The sequence below is a fragment of the Rhizobium sp. NFR07 genome, from assembly GCF_900111905.1.
Lineage (GTDB): Bacteria > Pseudomonadota > Alphaproteobacteria > Rhizobiales > Rhizobiaceae > Neorhizobium.
Genome location: NZ_FOKM01000009.1, coordinates 171,738 through 189,959 on the forward strand (window position 1 = coordinate 171,738; position 18,222 = coordinate 189,959).

Consider the following 18,222-nt stretch of genomic DNA (forward strand, 5'->3'; position numbering starts at 1 on the left):
CTAGCGCACGACGAAGCAGTCGATCGAGCGCGCCTTCAGCACGGAGCAGGCGCGCGTCGCCTCCTCCCGGCCGGCAAAGCCGACGAGGCGGGCGCGAAACACTTCCTGGCGGCCCGAATAGGACCCTTCGACGCTCGGCGCGAGCTGGCCGAAATCCGTCAGCAGCGGCATTGCCTTCTCGAGCACGGCCGAAGCACTGGAGCGGCTGCCGGCCGCAGAAATCTGGATCCGCCAGAGATCTGCACCCCCGGCCTGCGTGTTCGCGCTGGCGATTTCCGCCAGCGGCGAGACCGGAGTGCTGGCATAGGGCGTGACGGTTGCCGCAGCCTTTGCCGGCACGCCGACCGTGATTTCCCGGCGCTCGCTCGGGATAGGCATTTCTGTCGCCAGCGCTACCGCGCCCTCGGCCGAACGCTTCTGGGCGCGCGAGGCGACGGCGACACCCGGCAGACCGCCACCACCCGGCACGGTCTGGTCGAGCAGCTCCGCCATGCGATTGTCGCGCTGGCGCGCGGTCTTGCCGCCGAGCACGACGCCGATCAACCGCCGGCCGTTGACGGTTACGGCACTGGCAAGGTTATAGCCGGACGCATTGACGAAGCCGGTCTTGATCCCGTCCATGCCGGGATAGCGGTACATGAGATTGTTGTGACCCTTGATCGTGCGCCCGCGGAAGGTGAAGGAGCGCTGCGAGAAGATCTGGTATTCCTTCGGGTAGTCGCGGATCAGCGCAATCGCCAGCACCGCCATGTCCCGCGCCGTGGTGACCTGCGCCTCGTCCGGCAGGCCGGATGCGTTTCGGAACACCGTGCTGCGCATGCCGAGCTGGCGGGCTTTCGCCGTCATGATCGCGCCGAAGCGCTCTTCCGAGCCTCCGAGATGATCGCCCATGGCCGCGGCTGCATCGTTGGCCGAGCGGATCGCCATGCCGTAGACCGCCTCGCGGACGGTGATCGTCTGGCCGGCCTTCACGCCGAGCTTGAAGGGGATCTTGGACGCCGCATTGGGCGTCATGACGATCTCGTCGTCCCAGCGGATCTTCCTCGCCTTCAACGCCTCGAACGTGATGTAAAGCGTCATCATCTTGGTGAGCGAAGCGGGATGATTGAGGGTCTCGGCATTCTCCGACGCGAGCACCTTGCCGCTCGAAGCATCGTAGATGTAATGCGCATAGCCCGCCTCGGCCGCGCGGCTCGTCAACAGCAAGGCGAACGCAAGCGACGCGAGCGCCATGAACCGCTGGATTGAAAGCATAAGCTCCCCTTTCGAAACCGCCGACGGGACCGCCCACCATCACCAAGTCACGACGGGCATATCCCGCAATAAACCAACCCTGCCCCCAAGGTCAAATTGCGTATTTCGATCGGGAAACCAAGTTGTGGACTGGCGGGCGAAAGAACCTCAGGCGAGCGTCCGCTTTACGGCATCCTTCCAGCCCGCGATCTTCTGCTTGCGCAGCTTGGGTTTCATCTCGGGTTCGAAGCGCCTTTCACGGGCCCAGGCCTTGGCGAATTCTTCCCGGCCGGGCCATACGCCCGCCTTAGAACCGGCAAGCCAGGCGGCCCCGAGGGCTGTCGTCTCGAGGATATGCGGCCGATCCACCGGTGCATCGAGTAGGTCGGCGAGCCGCTGCATCGTCCAGTCGGAAGCAACCATGCCGCCATCGACCCTCAGCACCCGGCGTCCATCATGGCCGCGCCAGTCCTTGGTCATGGCGTCGAGCAGGTCGCCGGTCTGGTAGCAGACCGATTCGAGCGTCGCGCGGGCAAATTCCGCAGGTCCGGTCGCCCGGGTCAGGCCGTAGATCGCGCCGCGCGCCTCCGCATCCCAATAAGGCGCGCCAAGGCCGGTAAAGGCCGGCACCAGATAGACGTCCTGGTTGGGATCGGCATTCGCTGCCAGCTCGCCGCTCTGCTTCGCGTTCTCGATGACGCCCAAGCCGTCGCGCAGCCATTGCACGGCGGCACCGGCGATGAAGATCGAGCCTTCCAGCGCATAGGTCGTCTTGCCGTTCAGACGATAGGCAATGGTCGAAAGCAGCCGGTTCTTCGACCGGACGAGATCCTTGCCGGTGTTGAGCACGGCAAAGCAGCCCGTGCCATAAGTGGATTTCACCATGCCCGGCTCGAAGCAGGCCTGGCCGATCGTCGCCGCCTGCTGGTCGCCCGCGACACCGAGGATCGGGATTTCCGCGCCGAGAATCGACTTGTCGGTGATGCCGAAATCGTCGGCGCAATCCTTGACCTCCGGAAGCATGGCTGCCGGAATGCCGAGGATGTCGAGCAGCTCTTCGTCCCAGCGGTTACGGGAGATGTCATAGATCAGCGTGCGGGACGCATTGGTGGCGTCGGTGACAAAGCTCCGGCCGCCGGTCAGCCGCCAGATGAGATAGGTATCGACCGTACCGAAGCAGAGGCGGCCGGCGTTGGCCTGCTTGCGGGCGCCCTTCACATTGGACAGGAGCCAGGAAACCTTCGTGCCGGAAAAATAGGGGTCGAGCAGCAGGCCGGTGCGGCGGGTGAAGAGTTTTTCGAGCCCTCGGCTTTTAAGCTTCTCGCATTGTTGCGCGGTGCGACGGTCCTGCCAGACGATGGCGTTGTAGATCGGCTTTCCGCTCTCCCGGTCCCAGACGATGGCGGTTTCGCGCTGGTTGGTGATGCCGATCGCGGCAATCGACTTTGCGGCGATCTTCGCCTCGGATAGCGCCCGCTTGATCGTCCACAACACGCTGTCCCAGATCTCTTCCGGATCGTGCTCCACCCAGCCCGATTTCGGAAAGATCTGGTTGAATTCCTTCTGCCCGACACCGGCGATCTGCATCTTGCCGTCGAACACGATCGCGCGCGTCGATGTCGTGCCCTGGTCGATCGCCAGAATATACCCCGCCATGCTGGCCTCCTCACCATTCAGCGTGTCACGCATGGTTTTGAGCAGATGCCGCAGGACGGGTCAACCGGCGCCTTTACGCCCCTTGCCCGCACCATCATGGCGCAATGCCGTTTGGCCTCGCCAACTGACATCTGATTGCGGCAGCGAATATTCAAAACAACTAACTTACCGGGAAATAAGCACAATCTCCGACCGATCCACAGAAGCGTGATTAGAACCGCAAGAATCTGCGGACGATGCATCATGGTTGATAACCTATGAACACACGATCCTCGACGCCCAATCTGTTGTGACAGTGCGAGATCTGGCACTCGCCAAATGCCTGTCCACCAGACCATAAAACTAACTGCTAATTTGCATCAAACTGATTGAACTCGACGAAAGCACACCAAGGACGCAACCGGGGGTATGGCTCGGCGTGTATTTCAGGCCTATAAAAGATCGCATTTGAATAACTTGATTAACGGCTTCTTCGGCGCCGACTTTCTAGCGTTAGCGCTGCATCATATGTTGATAGGAGAAAATTCGGAATGATTCCGATGACTTCGAGGCTCACCAAGGCGGTGCAGTCCTCACTGACCATCAAGGTCTTCACGATCTGCTTTCTGTCCGTGCACGTTCCGCTTCTGGTCTTCATCGTCTACCTGGCCAGCGGCTTTGCCACGCAACCTGAACCTGTGCTTGTGCTGCTGCTTGCCGCGACGCTGGCCGGCACGGCCATTTGCCTGATGACGCTGTGGTGGCTGATCCGCCCTCTTCGCCTGCTCGCCCAGGCCGTCAAGAGCTACCAGGAGAACGGCACGCCAGTCCGCATGCAGCTCGACAGCCGCGACGAGATCGGGCTTCTGGCCACGACCGTGACCTCCATGGTGGCGGAGACCGAAAACCTCATGGCAAAGCTTCGTCACCAGGCCATGACCGATCCACTGACCGGCCTCGGAAACCGCCGCTGGCTGGCCGAGCGCTTGGGCGAGGAGATGTCGCGCGCCGAACGCCAGTGCCAGCCGCTCTCCGTCGTCGTCTTCGACCTCGATCGCTTCAAGGCGATCAACGACAGCCACGGCCACGAGACCGGCGACCGCGTGCTGATTGCCGTGGCCGAGATCGTCAAGACCTCGCTGCGCCGCTACGACCTTGCAGCCCGCATCGGCGGCGAGGAATTCTGTATCATCCTGCCGCAGACCTCGATCGACGATGCGGAAGTGATCAGCGAGCGCCTGCGTGCCACGCTGGCCGCCACCGTCGTGCCGCCGCTGCGCCGCGGCCGCATGACCGCCAGCTTCGGCATCTGCGAGGCCGGTGCGGAGACGAGGCTCTCCATCCTCCTGCAGCGGGCGGATGCCGCGCTTTACGAAGCCAAGCATGATGGCCGCAACTGCATCCGCCGAGCAGCGCCGGAGACGACGAACGAGCTGGCTGCAGCCGCCGCCGGGCGCATCCCGGCGGAAGATGCTGCCGAGGAGCCATCCCCCGAGGCTTCGCAGCAGAAAACCCAGTCTGCGGCTCAGGAGCATTGATCCCTGCGCCGCGGCTCCACCGCAGCACCTGACCTCCCCGAAGAGACAGCTCCCGTCAAAGCCCCGATGATCTGGCCGTTGCCAGCATCGGGGCTTTGCGCATAACGTTCCGGAAAGCGGCGGGAGGAACGTGCCGCATCAAGGGAGAGAGCGCATGAAAAGATCCGTCGTCGTCACCGGCTCCACCAGCGGCATCGGGCTCGGCATCGCCAGGGCCTTCGCGGCCGACGGCGACAACGTCGTCATCAACGGCTTCGGCGATGCCCGCGAGATCGAGGCGATCCGCGCGTCTCTCGATGCAGCCGGCAGCGGCACTGTGCTCTACCATCCGGCCGACATGACGAAGCCTGCCGAGATCGAGGACCTGATCGCGATGGCGGCGAAGAATTTCGGGACCGTCGACGTACTGGTCAACAATGCCGGCATCCAGCATGTCGCCCGCATCGAGGAATTTCCGCCGGAAAAGTGGGACCAGCTGATCGCCATCCTTCTCTCCTCGGCCTTTCACACGATGCGCCATGCGATCCCGCTGATGAAGGCGGCCGGAAAGGGACGCATCATCAACGTCGCTTCCGCCCACGGCCTTATCGCATCTCCCTTCAAGTCGGCCTATGTCGCCGCCAAGCACGGCATCATGGGCCTGACCAAGACGGCGGCGCTGGAGCTGGCGCAGGACAACATCACCGTCAACGCCATCTGCCCCGGCTTCGTGCTGACGCCGCTCGTCGAGAAACAGATCCCCGACCAGGCGCGCGAAAAGGGCATCAGCGAGGCTGAGGTGAAGGACGAGGTCATGCTGCGCCTGCAGGCGACCAAGGAATTCGTCGGCATCGACGAAGTGGCATCCGCAGCGCTTTATCTGGCAAGCGACGCGGCAAGGAGCATGACCGGCACGCATATCTCCATCGACGGCGGCTGGACGGCGCAGTAACCTATCTTCCTCATTCCTGTGCCCCTAGGGCTTCGCCCACGGTATGTCACAGGAATCCAGCGGCGCCATGTCCATGGCGCAAAAGACCTCTTCCACGGCGCAGACGCGCCGTGACTGGATTCCTGTGACAAGCACAGGAATGAGGGTAGGATATGCAACCCGCGAACCGCCTGAAACTGCGGCCGGGTGATTCTAATATGGGAGCCGGCAACGGCAGACGAAGGAGACCGATGAGTTCAGCCATCCGCTTCATCCTCAATGGCGAAGACGTGACACTCGACGATTTTGCCCCGACGGACACGCTTCTGGATTATCTGCGCTTGAGGCGCCGGCTGACGGGGACGAAGGAAGGATGCGCGGAAGGCGATTGCGGCGCCTGTACCGTGCTGGTCGGGCGGCTGACCGAACAGGGCCTGCGCTACGAGAGCGTCAATGCCTGCATCCGCCTGATAGGTTCGATGCACGGCACCCATGTGGTGACCGTCGAGCATCTGGCCGGCAAGGACGGCGCGCTGCATCCCGTCCAGCAGGCGATGGTCGACTGTCATGGCTCCCAATGCGGCTTCTGCACGCCGGGCTTCGTCATGTCGCTCTACGGCCTGTGGCTGTCCAACGAGAACCCCAGCCGGGCCGAGATCGAAAGCGCGCTGCAGGGCAATCTCTGTCGCTGCACGGGCTATGAGCCGATCGTCAAGGCGGCCGAGAAGGTGGCGGAAAGCCGACCGAGCTCGCTCTTCGACCCTCTGGAGCGCGACCGCATGGAGATCACCGGCAAACTGCTCTCGATGAAGACGTTCACCGACACGATCATGGTCGAGAAGGCCGACGAAGCCGGGGTGACGCGTTCCATCGTGCCGGCTTCGATCCAGGCCTTTGCCGAGATCCTGTCTCAGGAGCCGACCGCCACAATCGTCGCCGGCGCCACCGATGTCGGCCTGTGGGTGACCAAACAGCTGCGCCGCCTCGACCCGGTAATCTTCATCAACCATCTGACCGAGCTGCAATCGATGGTCATCGAGGATGCCGGCGTCACCATCGGCGCCGGCGTCAGCTATGCCGAGGCGCATGGGGCGCTGGAAGCCGTCATTCCCGCCTTCGGCGGCCTGATCGACCGCATAGGTGGGCAGCAGGTGCGCAACATGGGGACGATCGGCGGCAACATCGCCAACGGTTCGCCGATCGGCGACATGCCGCCTCCCCTCATCGCATTGGGGGCGGAACTGACGCTGCGCTCCCATTCCGGCCGCCGCACCATGCCGCTCGAAGATTATTTCATCGCCTATGGCAAACAGGACCGCATTCCCGGCGAATTCGTCGAGAAGGTTTTCGTGCCGCGCCCGGCCGATGACAGCCATTTCGCCGTCTACAAGATCTCCAAGCGCCGCGACGAGGACATTTCCGCCCTCTGCGGTGCCTTCCACCTGGCACTCGACGATGACGGTCTGGTCGAGACGATCCGCATCGCCTTCGGCGGCATGGCGGCGACGCCGAAACGGGCGGCATCCGTGGAGGAAGCGCTGACCGGCCGCCCGTGGACCTGGAGCGTGATCTCCGCCGTACGCGACGCCTTCGACGACGACTACCAGCCGCTGACGGACTGGCGGGCGACCAGCGAGTATCGCAGACTGACGGCGAAGAACCTGCTGACGCGGTTCTTCCTGGAGACGGCGGGGGCACCAACGGAGCTGCGGCGGTTCGAAGAGATGGAGGAGGCGTGAGGATGGTTGCCACAAACTCCCTCATTCCTGTGCTTGTCACAGGAATCCAGCGCGCCCAAGTCCTTGGGCGCAGAGAACTCTCTCCACGACATGAATTCATTCACGGCGCAGACGCGCCGTGGCTGGATTCCTGTGACAAGCACAGGAATGAGGGGAGAAATACGGTCGGCCTCTGCGCTCCAGGCGATGGATGGAGAACCTGATTATGGACAAGGCCACCTTCGAGATGAAACCTTCGATCGACGCTCCCATGCACGCATCACTGAGGCATGATTCAGCGCATAAGCATGTCACCGGAAGCGCCGAATATATCGACGATATTCCAGAACCTGCAGGCACGTTGCATGGAGCGCTCGGCCTCTCCGATCGCGCCCATGCCGAGATCGTTTCCATCGATCTCGACGCGGTGCGCACCGCCCCCGGTGTCATCTGGGTGATGACCGCCGACGACATTCCCGGCGAAAACGATGTCGCGTCCACCGGCAAGCATGACGAGCCGCTGCTGGCGGCGACCAGGGTCGAGTTCCACGGCCAGCCGATCTTCGCCGTCTTCGCCGAGACCCGCGACCAGGCGCGCCGGGCGGCGAGGCTGGCGAAGATCGAATACCGCGACCTGCCCCACTGGACCGATATCGATGGCGCGCGGGAGAACGGCGCCCCTCTGGTCACCGAGCCGATGACGCTCAGGCGTGGCGAGCCGGAGACCGAGATCGAGAAGCCGCCGCTGCGCATCCAGGCATCGATGACGATCGGCGGCCAGGAGCATTTCTATCTCGAAGGTCATATCGCGATGGCCATTCCCGGCGAAGACGAGGATGTCGTCGTCTGGTCCTCCACCCAGCATCCGAGCGAGGTGCAGCACATGGTCGCCCATGTTCTCGGCTGCGCTAACCATGCGGTCGAAGTGAAGACGCGGCGCATGGGCGGCGGCTTCGGCGGCAAGGAAACCCAGGGCAACCAATTCGCAGCCCTCGCCGCCGTTGCGGCAAAGAAGCTGAAGCGGGCGGTGAAGTTCCGGCCGGATCGCGACGAGGATATGGTTGCCACCGGCAAGCGCCATGATTTTCGCGTCGACTACGACGTCGCTTTCGACGAGGACGGCCTGATCCACGCAGTCGATACGATCTACGCGGCGCGCTGCGGTTTTTCCGCAGACCTCTCCGGCCCGGTTACCGACCGCGCGCTGTTCCATGCGGATTCGAGCTATTACTACCCGCATGTGCGCCTCAAATCGCAGCCGCTTAAGACACACACCGTCTCCAACACCGCCTTTCGCGGTTTCGGCGGCCCTCAGGGGATGTTGGGCGCCGAACGAATGATCGAGGATATCGCCTATGCGGTCGGCAAGGACCCGCTCGAAATCCGCAAGCTGAACTTTTATGGCCAGCGCGGTTCGGACCGCACGGTGACGCCCTATCACCAGGACATCCACGACAACATCCTCGCCCGCATCGTCGACGAACTGGAAGCCTCGTCGGACTATCAGGCGCGGCGGCAGGCGATCATCGAATTCAACGAGAACAGTCCGGTGATCCGCAAGGGCATCGCTCTGACGCCGGTGAAATTCGGCATCTCCTTCACGCTCACCGCCTATAACCAGGCGGGGGCGCTGGTGCATGTCTACAACGACGGCTCGATCCACCTGAACCATGGTGGCACCGAAATGGGCCAGGGGCTCTACACCAAGGTGGCGCAGGTCGTGGCCGACGCCTTCCAGGTCGATATCGACCGGGTGAAGATCACCGCGACGACCACCGGCAAGGTGCCGAACACCTCGGCCACCGCCGCCTCCTCCGGCTCCGACCTCAACGGCATGGCGGCCTACGATGCCTGCCGCCAGATCAAGGAACGGCTGATCGATTTCGCCGTCCGGCAATGGAAGGTCACCCGCGACAAGGTCGAGTTCCTGCCCAACCGGGTGAAGATCGGCGGCGAGACGGTGCCCTTCGACACGTTCGTCAAGGCCGCCTATTTCGACCGCGTGCAACTATCCGCCGCCGGCTTCTACAAGACGCCGAAGATCCATTGGGACCGCGCTGCGGGCCGCGGCCATCCCTTCTATTACTTCGCCTATGGCGCGGCAGTCTCGGAAGTCTCGATCGACACGCTGACCGGCGAATACATGGTCGACCGCACCGATATCCTTCACGATGTCGGCCGCTCGCTGAACCCCGTGCTCGACATCGGCCAGATCGAGGGTGCCTTCGTACAGGGCATGGGCTGGCTGACGACCGAGGAACTGTGGTGGGACGACAAGGGGCGGCTTCGCACCCACGCACCCTCCACCTACAAGATCCCGCTCGCCTCCGACCGGCCAAAAATCTTCAACGTCAAGCTGGCGGAATGGTCGGAAAACGCCGAGCCGACCATCGGCCGCTCCAAGGCCGTCGGCGAACCGCCCTTCATGCTGGCGATCTCTGTTCTGGAGGCTATCTCCATGGCGGTAGCGAGCGTCGCAGACTATGCCATCTGCCCGAGGCTCGACGCGCCCGCTACACCTGAACGGGTGCTGATGGCGGTGGAGCGACTGAAGGCGATGTGAGGCCACGGTTCTCCTCCCTTCGCGGGGTCTCGCGCCAAAATTGGTCGCCTCGGTCGCAGCTCTGTCCTTTTGTCGGATGGATCGTCCGCTCGGGCGAGCGATACCTTGCCGTTGCCCCGGACTTGCTGCTACCGGGCGGGCGGGATAACCTAGCTGCAAGGTTCGCTTCGCAAGCCAAAACCTGCGCAAGCCTTCCTTGGGCTGGATGCCGCGTCCTGAGCCAGCGTCCAGGACATTTGTTCGTGGAGGGTTCATGGACGCGCCGCTGATCATCAACGAATATGCCGCGATCATCCAGACGTCGCTGGCACCCGTCTTCCTTCTTGCCGGCACGGCGGCTTTCGTCAGCATCTACAGCTTGCGGCTTGGCAGGGTGGCTGACCGCCTCAATGAGGTTGGCGAGAGGGAAGTGACCGGCGAAGACGGACGGAGATGGCTGCATTACCTGAGATGCCGGACCCTTATCCTGGAAGTTGCCGTTGTCCTGGGTGTCCTTGCAGGCTTGTCCACCTGCTCTGCGATCCTCAACCTTCTCGGCGGCTCCCTTGCGATCCGCCTCCGACCGGAGAACCTGCCGTGGTTCTTCGGCGGTGCCATCGTGTGCCTGATGCTTTCGCTGATCGCGTTCCTGATGGAGTTGATGATCGCCGGCAGAAGCATGCTTGTTCAGATGAAACGGCGACCTTAGCGTTTGGCAAGGGTCTTTCTCTCACACGCAATTCGCCTGCCCTGTGTGGGGAGAAGGTTAGGGAGAGAGGCCGAAACGGAGTATAATGGGTGTCGCGGCCAACGAGGAGGAGGTAGGCACATGAGCATCACCATCCGTCCGGAACGTCCCGGCGACGAGGGCGTCATCCACGACCTGACCCAGATGGCCTTTGCGCCGACGCCATATAGCCAAGGCAACGAGGGCGCGATCATCAAGGCGCTGAGGGCCGATGGCGACCTGACGCTTTCGCTAGTGGCGGAACAGGATGGCGAGATCGTCGGCCATGTCGCCTTCTCGCCGGTCGCGATCGATGGCCACCACTCCGACTGGTTCGGGCTCGGCCCGATTTCGGTGCGCAGCGACCGGCAGAAACAGGGCATCGGCCGCGCCATGATACGCGAGGGGCTTCACAGGCTGAAGGCCGAAGGCGCCATGGGCTGCGCCCTGATCGGCGATCCGGCCGTCTATGCCGGATCAGGCTTCGAGAACGATGGGCGGCTGTCCTATGAAGGCGTACCGGAAATCTATGTCCAGCGCGTCGTCTTTTCCGGGCCGCCCCCGCATGGCGTCGTGACCTTCTCGCCGGCCTTCGCCGCGACGGAATGAACCTCATCGGGTGCCTAGCGTTGTCGATGCGACATCGACATGCCGAAAGCTCGAAAATGCTGGAAACCAAGGGAGGAGACCATGGATTTCGCCAGCCTCAAGCCCGCAGCCGACCTTGCCCGGCTGCGGCACATGCCGTTTCCCGGCGAGAGCCCAGAATACAGCCGCGCCCGAGAACAGTTGCTGAAAGCCGAGATAGAGTTCCGCCGGCAGATGACCAAGCTGACCGAGCAGCGCATGGCGCTGCCGCCCGGCCCTGTCATCGAGAAGGACTACCGCTTCCAGGACGGCACCGGCCGTGATCTGGCACTGATCGACCTGTTCGGCGATCACGACACACTCGTCACCTATTTCTGGATGTACGGGCCGGAGCGAGAACGCCCCTGCCCGATGTGCACCAACTGGCTGGGCTCGGTGAACGGCAATGCGATGGATATCAGGCAGCGCGTGGCACTGAAGATCCTCGGCCGCAGTCCCGTCGAGCGGCAGAAGGCCTTTGCCGCAGAGCGCGGCTGGTCCCATCTCGATTTCCTGCAGACCGTCGACGACAGCTTCGCGCAGGATCTTGGTCTTCTGAACGACGACGGCTCGGAGAACCCGGCGCTCACCGTCTATCGGCGCGACGGCGACAAGGTGCGGCTGTTCTGGGCGGGTGAAATGCCGGCCGCGGCGGCCGATCCCGGCCAGGACCCGCGCACGGCTCCCGACATCGCCTCGCTCTGGTCTGTCCTCGATCTCACGCCGGAAGGTCGCGGCGACGACTGGTATCCGAAGCTGGATTATTGAGAGGCGATAGGTCTTCGCCCCGCATCAGGACGCAAGTGCCCGTTTCCGGCAGGTCTGCGCGGACCAGTCTGTTGCGCCCACCGCGTTTTGCCTCGTAAAGCGCCTTGTCCGTATGGGCGATCATCTCGTCGAAGGAAGCGGTGCCCGGTGCGGCGGCGGCAATACGAGAGAAGCGGCGGGCGGCTCGCGCAAAGGTCGACCATCGATCCCCAGTGCATGCCCGTTCCGGGGATGATATGATCTCGCAATGTCCGACATTTCGCTCGCTGCCTTCCTGGCCGTTCACTCACAGACCATCCTCGTCGAACTCGTCGAGGTCAGGGGCTCGACGCCGCGCGAGGCGGGCACGTTCATGCTGGTGGCAAAAAATGCGATCTGGGGAACGATCGGCGGAGGACAGTTCGAATACATGGCGATCGACAATGCCCGGGCCATGCTTGCCGGTGGCGGCGAAGCGGTGATGACGATCCCGCTCGGCCCTGAGATCGGCCAATGCTGCGGCGGTCGCACCAGGCTGTCGTTTGCCATTGTCACGCCTGCTGTCGCCGACACGCTGGAACGGCGCCTGCAGGATGACGACGACAGCCGGCCATCCGTCTTCCTGTTCGGTTCCGGCCATGTGGGTCTGGCGCTTGCACGAGCGCTTGCCCCCCTTCCCTTTGCGGTGACGGTGATCGAAACCCGTGCGGAAGCGCTTGAGGGCTTGCCATCAGAGGCGGCACGCCGGCTGACCGCCATGCCCGAAGCCTGCGTCGCCGACATTCCTCCCGGAGGGGCGGCAATCATTCTTACCCACGACCATGCGCTGGATTTCCTGATCGCGCAGCAGGCGCTGGCGAGATCCGATCTCGCCTATGTCGGCATGATCGGATCGGCCACCAAACGTGCAACTTTCGCCCACTGGCTGGATCGACAGCCTGGCGAAGACGCAGAGGAGATGATGGCAAGGCTGGTCCTGCCCGTCGGCGGCTCGGCCGTCAGGGACAAGCGCCCGGCGGTCATCGCGGCACTCATTGCCGCCGAGCTGCTGCACAAGCTGGCCGCGATGCCCCGCGAGCGCTTGTCAGAACGGCAGATATTGGCCGACTGAGTTACGCCGCGCCTCCCAGAACGCGTCTTCCCGCTCGTATAACGGCGCCTCGAAGCCGACATCGGCCCGCAAATCGTCCGGAAGCTCCGGCGCCTGCGGATATCCACCAAGCAGAAGCCGCTTGAGAAACCGGCCGAGCCCCTCGACCACCCGCCTTGCAAGGCCGCCCGGCCATTGGCGGGGCTTTGAACCTGCAGATGACAAAACCGGCATAGGAGAAGTGTCTTCGGAAAGCATGACCCGCTCCAAATTGAGTGTTGAGACCGTCGATAGCGTCGCTTGCAAGCCCAACCCGAGAGACAGACCTGGCGTGCACGAGACGCTGTCGGACCTCACTGTCGGCGAAGAAGACATCCCCCAGATTGCAGAGGAACTCCAATTCAATTACAACCGACACCGATAAAGAGAGGTTATGGTGAAACTGTCCCGCCGCTTCCCGCTCAATGCCCTGAGGGTCTTCGAGGCCGTGGCGCGGCTTGAAAACTTCACCCGCGCCGCCGAAGAACTCGGCATGACGCAGACCGCCGTCAGCTACCAGATCAAGCTGCTGGAGGAGTTTCTCGGCGATGCCGTGTTCATCCGCAAACCGCGGGCGCTGCGGCTGACGGAGACAGGCGCGCGGCTTCTGCCCAAAGTGTCGGACGCCTTCGCCCTTCTCTCGGATGCGGTGAGCGATGCCCGACAGGCCGTGGGCGAAACGCTGGAGATCAGGTCTCCGCCGACATTCGCCTCACACTGGCTGTCGCCGCGCCTCGGCACGTTCAGGGCCGCATATCCCGGCATCACCGTCCGTCTCGTCCGCCTCATCGATGCGGCGGACCAGTCAAACAGCACGCCGGACGTCGTCATCCGCATCTCGGCCGAGCCGCCGGAAGGGATGGTGAGCCATCCCCTCATGCGGCTTCGCTATTCGCCGATGATCTCGCCCGATCTGGCGGCCGGGATCGGCGGCGTGCGCGAACCTGCCGATCTGCTCAAGCTGCCGTGGATTTCGGAAATCGACGGGACCTGGCTGGATTGGTTCGAACAGGCCAGGATCGACCCTGCCTTGATCAGGCCGACCAACCTCAATGCACTGGGCGCGCAGGATCTGGAAGCAAGGGCGGCAATCTCGGGCCACGGCGTGGCGATGCTGAGCCCGTTCTTTTTCCGCGACGAGCTGGCATCGGGCCGCCTCGTCCAGCCTTTCGACCTCTCGATCGGCGACGGCAAGACCTATTGGCTGGCCTACCCGCCGGCCCGGCGCAATGCACGCAAGGTGATCGCGTTCAGGCGCTGGATCGAGGACGCCATCGCAACCGACCTTGCGGGTCAGGACATGGGCGCCGTCGTCCATGCCGATCTTGGCACGACGGCCTGAGACGACGATATCCTTCTCACAGCCAGCGCGGCGGGTGTTCGATGATATCCCAGGCATCCGGGCGCACGACGCGTTCGACGGTGCTCGGCGACACACGTCCGTCCAGCATCCCGAGGTCGCGCAGATCGTGCTCGTTCAGCTCCTCGGCATCAACGGCGTCCTGCCCGCGGCCGAAGCCGAACAGCATTGCGGAAAGATGTTCACTACCAACTTTCAGGCGCAGAAGGCCCGTGCGCATACCATGGGTCATGGCCGCATCTCCTCTTTTCATCGTCGGCCGCCACTCTGGCAGGCCTACATCGACTGAATTGATCTCTATGATTGGAGGATGCGCTCGTTTATGCTGCTTTTCCAACGAAACATCCGTCTGTATGGATCAAGAGAGCTTATCCATGAAGAGATCTAGACAGGTCCCGCTGAATGCCCTCAAGGCATTCGATGCGGCAGCACGGCACATGAGTTTCACCAAGGCCGGCGAAGAACTGGGCATGACCCAGACGGCGGTCAGCTATCAGATCAAGCTCCTGGAGGACGTGCTGGGCGAACCTCTGTTCCTGCGCCGTCCGAGGCAGGTGACGCTGACCGACGCGGGTGAGAAACTGGCGCCCAGAATTTCAGAAGCCTTCGGCATCATGGATGAGGCCCTTGCTGCTGTCGGCGTCGAGACGAGCGAGATGCTGACCATCCATTCGACAGCAACCTTCGCCCAGCAATGGCTGTCGCGCCATATCGGCGCCTTTCAGCTGAAGCATCCGAAGATTGCCGTCAGGATCGAGACGTCATCCAACGTCATCGACTTCACCAGAGAACAGGCCGACGTTGCGATCCGCTGGGGCAAGGGCGACTGGCCCGGCCTGGGCGCTCACAAGATCATGCGGATGGATTTCACTCCGATGTTGAGCCCGAAACTCGCCGAGCAGTTCGAGCCGCTCGAAGAGCCCGCCGACCTGCTCAAACTACCGATCGTCAGCGCCGGCGACACATGGTGGCGGCAATGGTTTTCGGCGGCGGGCATTGATGACCCGGGGCTGGAGCGCTTTCCGCGCAACAAATTCGGCACGCAGGCAATGGACGCGCAGATTGCCATCGCCGGCCAGGGCGTCGCAATTTTGAACCCGGGCCATTTTGCCGACGAGATCGCCGCCGGTCGCCTCTATCAGCCCTTCCCGCTCACCTTGAACGACGGGCGCGATTATTGGCTCGCCTATCCCGAAAACCGGCGCAACATTCCCAAGATAAGGGCCTTCCGAACCTGGCTAGTAGAGACACTACCGGACAAGGAAACCGGGACCGCTCAGTAGCTCATGTCGGGCGCGTAGAAACAGCGCAACGTGTCCTCGGTCGGATAGAGGCAGAGGTGATATTCCTCGTCCTTGGAGCGGCGCGCCTCGCTCTGCGGCATGGTGAAATGATGAGGCTTGGTAATCATCCGGTGGTCGCCGGGGCCGAGTGAAATCTCGTAGCCCTGGTTGGTAACCCGGACATTGCGCGTCGAGATCATCTGGCAGTCGCCGCTATGGGCGTCCCCGTTGCAGCAGTAGCCGTCATACTTCCATTTTATTCCGGTCGGGCTATGGGCTTCATGGGCATTTGCGGACATGTCCACTCCCAGTCCCCCTGGCATGCCGCTTAGCCCGGATACAAACGCAATCATCGCACCGGTCAGAATAGAACGCCTGTGTTTGGGCATCAGCCTGTTCTCCGTTGATGGATGCCATCCCCGGCAGCGTGCTGGACGCAATACTCCGGCACCGCCGGTTGAATTTGCAATGTCTACAATACGCGAGTCGCCTTAGCCGGCTAAGCCCGAAATATTGCGATGCACCAAAATATATTTTAGCAATTATTCATATTAAGACTGCGGCACGGTGAACTCCCCGGGGCGATTTCAGGTTCCATGCCGGGAACAATTTAATCGGAACGCAAGGCTTGAGCTGTCGCGGCCGGATCAACCCGCACTCTTCCATCTCCTGTGGGTAAGTACCGATTTCACAAAACCGACATGTCGCGGCAGCGGATCTGTGGCACTAGGCCCCGTCATTTCAATGCACGTCCTTCATCGGAGACCCATGATGAACAAGCTCCTTGCCTCGGCGATCTTCGCAGCCGGGCTCAGCGCCTTCGCCAGCGGCGCCCGGGCCGATTGCGGCTCTGTATCGATCGCGGAGATGAACTGGGCTTCCGCCGGCGTGGCGGCCAATGTCGACAAGATCATCCTCGAGGAGGGCTACGGCTGCTCGGTGGAGATGGTCAGCGGCGACACGCTGCCGACCTTCACCTCGATGAATGAAAAGGGACAGCCGGACATCGCACCGGAACTGTGGATCAACGCGGTGCGCACGCCGCTCGACAAGGCGGTCGGCGAAGGCCGGCTGGTGATCGCCGCCGAGATCCTGTCGGAAGGCGGCCAGGACGGCTGGTGGATCCCGAAATTCCTCGCCGACGCCCATACCGAGATCAAGACCGTGCAGCAGGCGCTGGAACGCCCGGACCTCTTCCCCTCCTCCGAAGACCCGTCCAAGGGCGCGATCTACAATTGCCCGCCCGGCTGGCAGTGCCAGGCGTCGCTCGGCAATCTCTTCCGCGCACTCGACGGCGAAGAGAAGGGCTTCGAGATCGTCGAGACCGGTTCCGGTGCGGCGCTAGACGGCACGATTGCCAGCGCCTTCGAGAAGAAGACCGGCTGGCTCGGCTATTACTGGTCGCCGACCGCGATCTTGGGCAAGTACGAGATGGTGCGCCTGTCCTTCGGCGTGCAGCATGACAAGGCCGAATGGGATGCCTGCACCTCCGTCATCGATTGCGCGGAACCGAAGGTCAATTCCTATCCGGTTTCGGAAGTCTACAGCGTCGTGACGAAGCGTTTTGCCGACGAGGCGGGCGTGGCAATGGAGTACCTGAAGAAACGCAAATGGGCCAATGCGACGGTCAACAGCGTCCTCGCCTGGCAGACGGACAACCAGGGCACCTACGAGGATGCCGCGCGGCATTTCCTCGAAACCATGCCCGAGACCTGGACCCAATGGGTAAGCCCCGAGGTCGCGGAGAAGGTCAAGGCCGCGCTCTGAGAAGGCTCCCGGGCGAAAGCCCTTGAACAAAGCTCTTGAACTTGGCGATACGCGCAACATCTCCTGCGCGTATCCCATCAACCACGGCAGCGCCGCATGTACCTGCTATCATCGCCCGAGGGACTGCGGCACCACATCAACGGGACGCTGCTGACCCGCAATGCCGCATCCGCATGGGGCAGCATCTCGGTGCAGATCCTGTCGCATGAGGCGTCGGAAAGCTCGCTGATGGTGCCGGCCGTCGCCGAGCCGTTGCTCGTCTGGATCGTGTCCGGCGCGGTGCGTATCGAGGAGCGGGAATTCGAAGGCGACTGGACCGCCAGCGACGTATCGGCCGGCAGTTTCTACCTCACCCACAGCCCGACACCCTACGAGATGCGCTGGCGGGCCATGCCCGGCGAGCGCTTCGTCGTTATGCATCTCTATCTCGGGCTGAGCATCTACCAGCGTGCCGTGGCCGAGGTCTGGGGCAGGCAGGCCGAGGATGGCTTTCATCTGCGGGACGTCTCGGGCGCGCGGGACGAGACGGTGTCACGCCTGATGGAAATGATCAGGACGGAGATTGAAAGGGCGGCCGACAAAAGCGAGATGTATCTCGACGGGCTGGCGCAGTCTCTCGCCATCCATATCGTCCGGCACTATGGCGATATCGGAAACACGCCCGCCCTCAAACGCGGCGCGTTACCGGCTTTCAAGCTGCAGCGGGTGACGCAGGTCATGGAGGCAAATCTTGACCGACCGTTCAGCCTGGAAGGCCTCGCCGAAGAGGCCGGCCTCAGCCCCTATCATTTTTCGCGTATGTTCAAGCAATCGACCGGCTCATCGCCATCGGAATATTTCATCCAGCTCAAGATCGCCAAGGCCCGCCGCCTGCTGCGGGAGACCGAGATGAACATCGTCTCGATCGCGCTCGACCTCGGTTATGCGAGCCCCAGCCATTTCGCCCGCGTGTTCAAGCGCCAGATCGGCGTAACCCCGCGCGAATACCGCAGCTGATCGCTGCCTC

General features: G+C 62.8%; 17 protein-coding genes. 12 read left to right on the plus strand and 5 right to left on the minus strand.

What is annotated here, in order from left to right:
- Nucleotides 1–1,254, minus strand: coding sequence for a D-alanyl-D-alanine carboxypeptidase family protein (locus BM216_RS19690; protein WP_093000907.1), 1,254 nt, complete (start codon nucleotides 1,252–1,254; stop codon nucleotides 1–3).
- Nucleotides 1,255–1,401: 147 nt separating this feature from the next.
- Complete coding sequence (gene glpK / locus BM216_RS19695; RefSeq protein ID WP_093000908.1) at nucleotides 1,402–2,889, minus strand: glycerol kinase GlpK; 1,488 nt, start codon at nucleotides 2,887–2,889, stop codon at nucleotides 1,402–1,404.
- A 539-nt stretch (nucleotides 2,890–3,428) separates the two neighbouring features.
- Here glpK and BM216_RS19700 point away from each other — a divergent pair.
- From BM216_RS19700 to xdhC, 8 genes are all read left to right on the plus strand, one after another.
- Nucleotides 3,429–4,406 carry a GGDEF domain-containing protein gene (locus BM216_RS19700; protein ID WP_177230843.1) on the plus strand — a complete coding sequence of 326 codons (978 nt, stop codon included), beginning with the start codon at nucleotides 3,429–3,431 and terminating at the stop codon, nucleotides 4,404–4,406.
- A gap of 154 nt (nucleotides 4,407–4,560) precedes the next feature.
- Entirely contained in the window at nucleotides 4,561–5,337 is a 777-nt protein-coding gene (locus BM216_RS19705; protein ID WP_093000910.1) for a 3-hydroxybutyrate dehydrogenase, read from the plus strand.
- 230 nt (nucleotides 5,338–5,567) lie between these two features.
- Nucleotides 5,568–7,055: a xanthine dehydrogenase small subunit gene (xdhA, locus tag BM216_RS19710; RefSeq protein ID WP_093000911.1), complete on the plus strand. Its 1,488-nt coding sequence runs from the start codon at nucleotides 5,568–5,570 to the stop codon at nucleotides 7,053–7,055.
- A 205-nt stretch (nucleotides 7,056–7,260) separates the two neighbouring features.
- On the plus strand, nucleotides 7,261–9,597 hold the full coding sequence (gene xdhB / locus BM216_RS19720; protein ID WP_093000913.1) for a xanthine dehydrogenase molybdopterin binding subunit: 2,337 nt from the start codon (nucleotides 7,261–7,263) through the stop codon (nucleotides 9,595–9,597).
- Nucleotides 9,598–9,850: 253 nt separating this feature from the next.
- Nucleotides 9,851–10,285 (plus strand): DUF2721 domain-containing protein, encoded by a 435-nt coding sequence (locus BM216_RS19725; protein WP_093000914.1) that lies wholly within the window; start codon nucleotides 9,851–9,853, stop codon nucleotides 10,283–10,285.
- 120 nt (nucleotides 10,286–10,405) lie between these two features.
- Nucleotides 10,406–10,912: a GNAT family N-acetyltransferase gene (locus BM216_RS19730; protein WP_093000915.1), complete on the plus strand. Its 507-nt coding sequence runs from the start codon at nucleotides 10,406–10,408 to the stop codon at nucleotides 10,910–10,912.
- Nucleotides 10,913–10,993: 81 nt separating this feature from the next.
- Nucleotides 10,994–11,698, plus strand: a complete 705-nt coding sequence (locus tag BM216_RS19735) for a DUF899 family protein (RefSeq protein ID WP_093000916.1) — start codon at nucleotides 10,994–10,996, stop codon at nucleotides 11,696–11,698.
- Between the two features lie 247 nt (nucleotides 11,699–11,945).
- On the plus strand, nucleotides 11,946–12,788 hold the full coding sequence (gene xdhC / locus BM216_RS19740) for a xanthine dehydrogenase accessory protein XdhC (RefSeq protein WP_093000917.1): 843 nt from the start codon (nucleotides 11,946–11,948) through the stop codon (nucleotides 12,786–12,788).
- On the opposite strand, the gene BM216_RS19745 is transcribed toward xdhC, so the two are convergent.
- Nucleotides 12,762–13,025: a hypothetical protein gene (locus tag BM216_RS19745; RefSeq protein ID WP_093000918.1), complete on the minus strand. Its 264-nt coding sequence runs from the start codon at nucleotides 13,023–13,025 to the stop codon at nucleotides 12,762–12,764. The genes xdhC and BM216_RS19745 overlap by 27 nt on opposite strands.
- A 175-nt stretch (nucleotides 13,026–13,200) precedes the next feature.
- Here BM216_RS19745 and BM216_RS19750 point away from each other — a divergent pair, with 175 nt between their 5' ends.
- A complete protein-coding gene (locus BM216_RS19750; protein WP_348272007.1) occupies nucleotides 13,201–14,148 on the plus strand; it encodes a LysR substrate-binding domain-containing protein in 948 nt (315 codons plus the stop codon).
- 16 nt (nucleotides 14,149–14,164) lie between these two features.
- Here the strand turns inward: BM216_RS19750 and BM216_RS19755 are convergent, their stop codons facing one another.
- Entirely contained in the window at nucleotides 14,165–14,398 is a 234-nt protein-coding gene (locus BM216_RS19755; protein ID WP_093000919.1) for a hypothetical protein, read from the minus strand.
- A gap of 142 nt (nucleotides 14,399–14,540) precedes the next feature.
- Here BM216_RS19755 and BM216_RS19760 point away from each other — a divergent pair, with 142 nt between their 5' ends.
- The gene (locus BM216_RS19760; RefSeq protein ID WP_093000920.1) at nucleotides 14,541–15,449 is read left to right on the plus strand and encodes a LysR substrate-binding domain-containing protein; all 909 of its coding nucleotides are present in this window, start codon (nucleotides 14,541–14,543) and stop codon (nucleotides 15,447–15,449) included.
- Here BM216_RS19760 and BM216_RS19765 read toward each other — a convergent pair.
- Nucleotides 15,443–15,772: a hypothetical protein gene (locus BM216_RS19765; protein WP_093001011.1), complete on the minus strand. Its 330-nt coding sequence runs from the start codon at nucleotides 15,770–15,772 to the stop codon at nucleotides 15,443–15,445. The two genes, BM216_RS19760 and BM216_RS19765, sit on opposite strands and share 7 nt — an antisense overlap.
- 448 nt (nucleotides 15,773–16,220) lie before the next feature.
- Between BM216_RS19765 and BM216_RS19770 the strand changes: the two genes are divergently transcribed.
- Both BM216_RS19770 and BM216_RS19775 read left to right on the plus strand, forming a co-directional pair.
- Nucleotides 16,221–17,216, plus strand: a complete 996-nt coding sequence (locus BM216_RS19770; RefSeq protein ID WP_093001012.1) for an ABC transporter substrate-binding protein — start codon at nucleotides 16,221–16,223, stop codon at nucleotides 17,214–17,216.
- A 96-nt stretch (nucleotides 17,217–17,312) separates the two neighbouring features.
- The gene (locus BM216_RS19775) at nucleotides 17,313–18,212 is read left to right on the plus strand and encodes a helix-turn-helix domain-containing protein (RefSeq protein ID WP_093000921.1); all 900 of its coding nucleotides are present in this window, start codon (nucleotides 17,313–17,315) and stop codon (nucleotides 18,210–18,212) included.
- The last annotated feature ends 10 nt before the right edge of the window (nucleotides 18,213–18,222 follow it).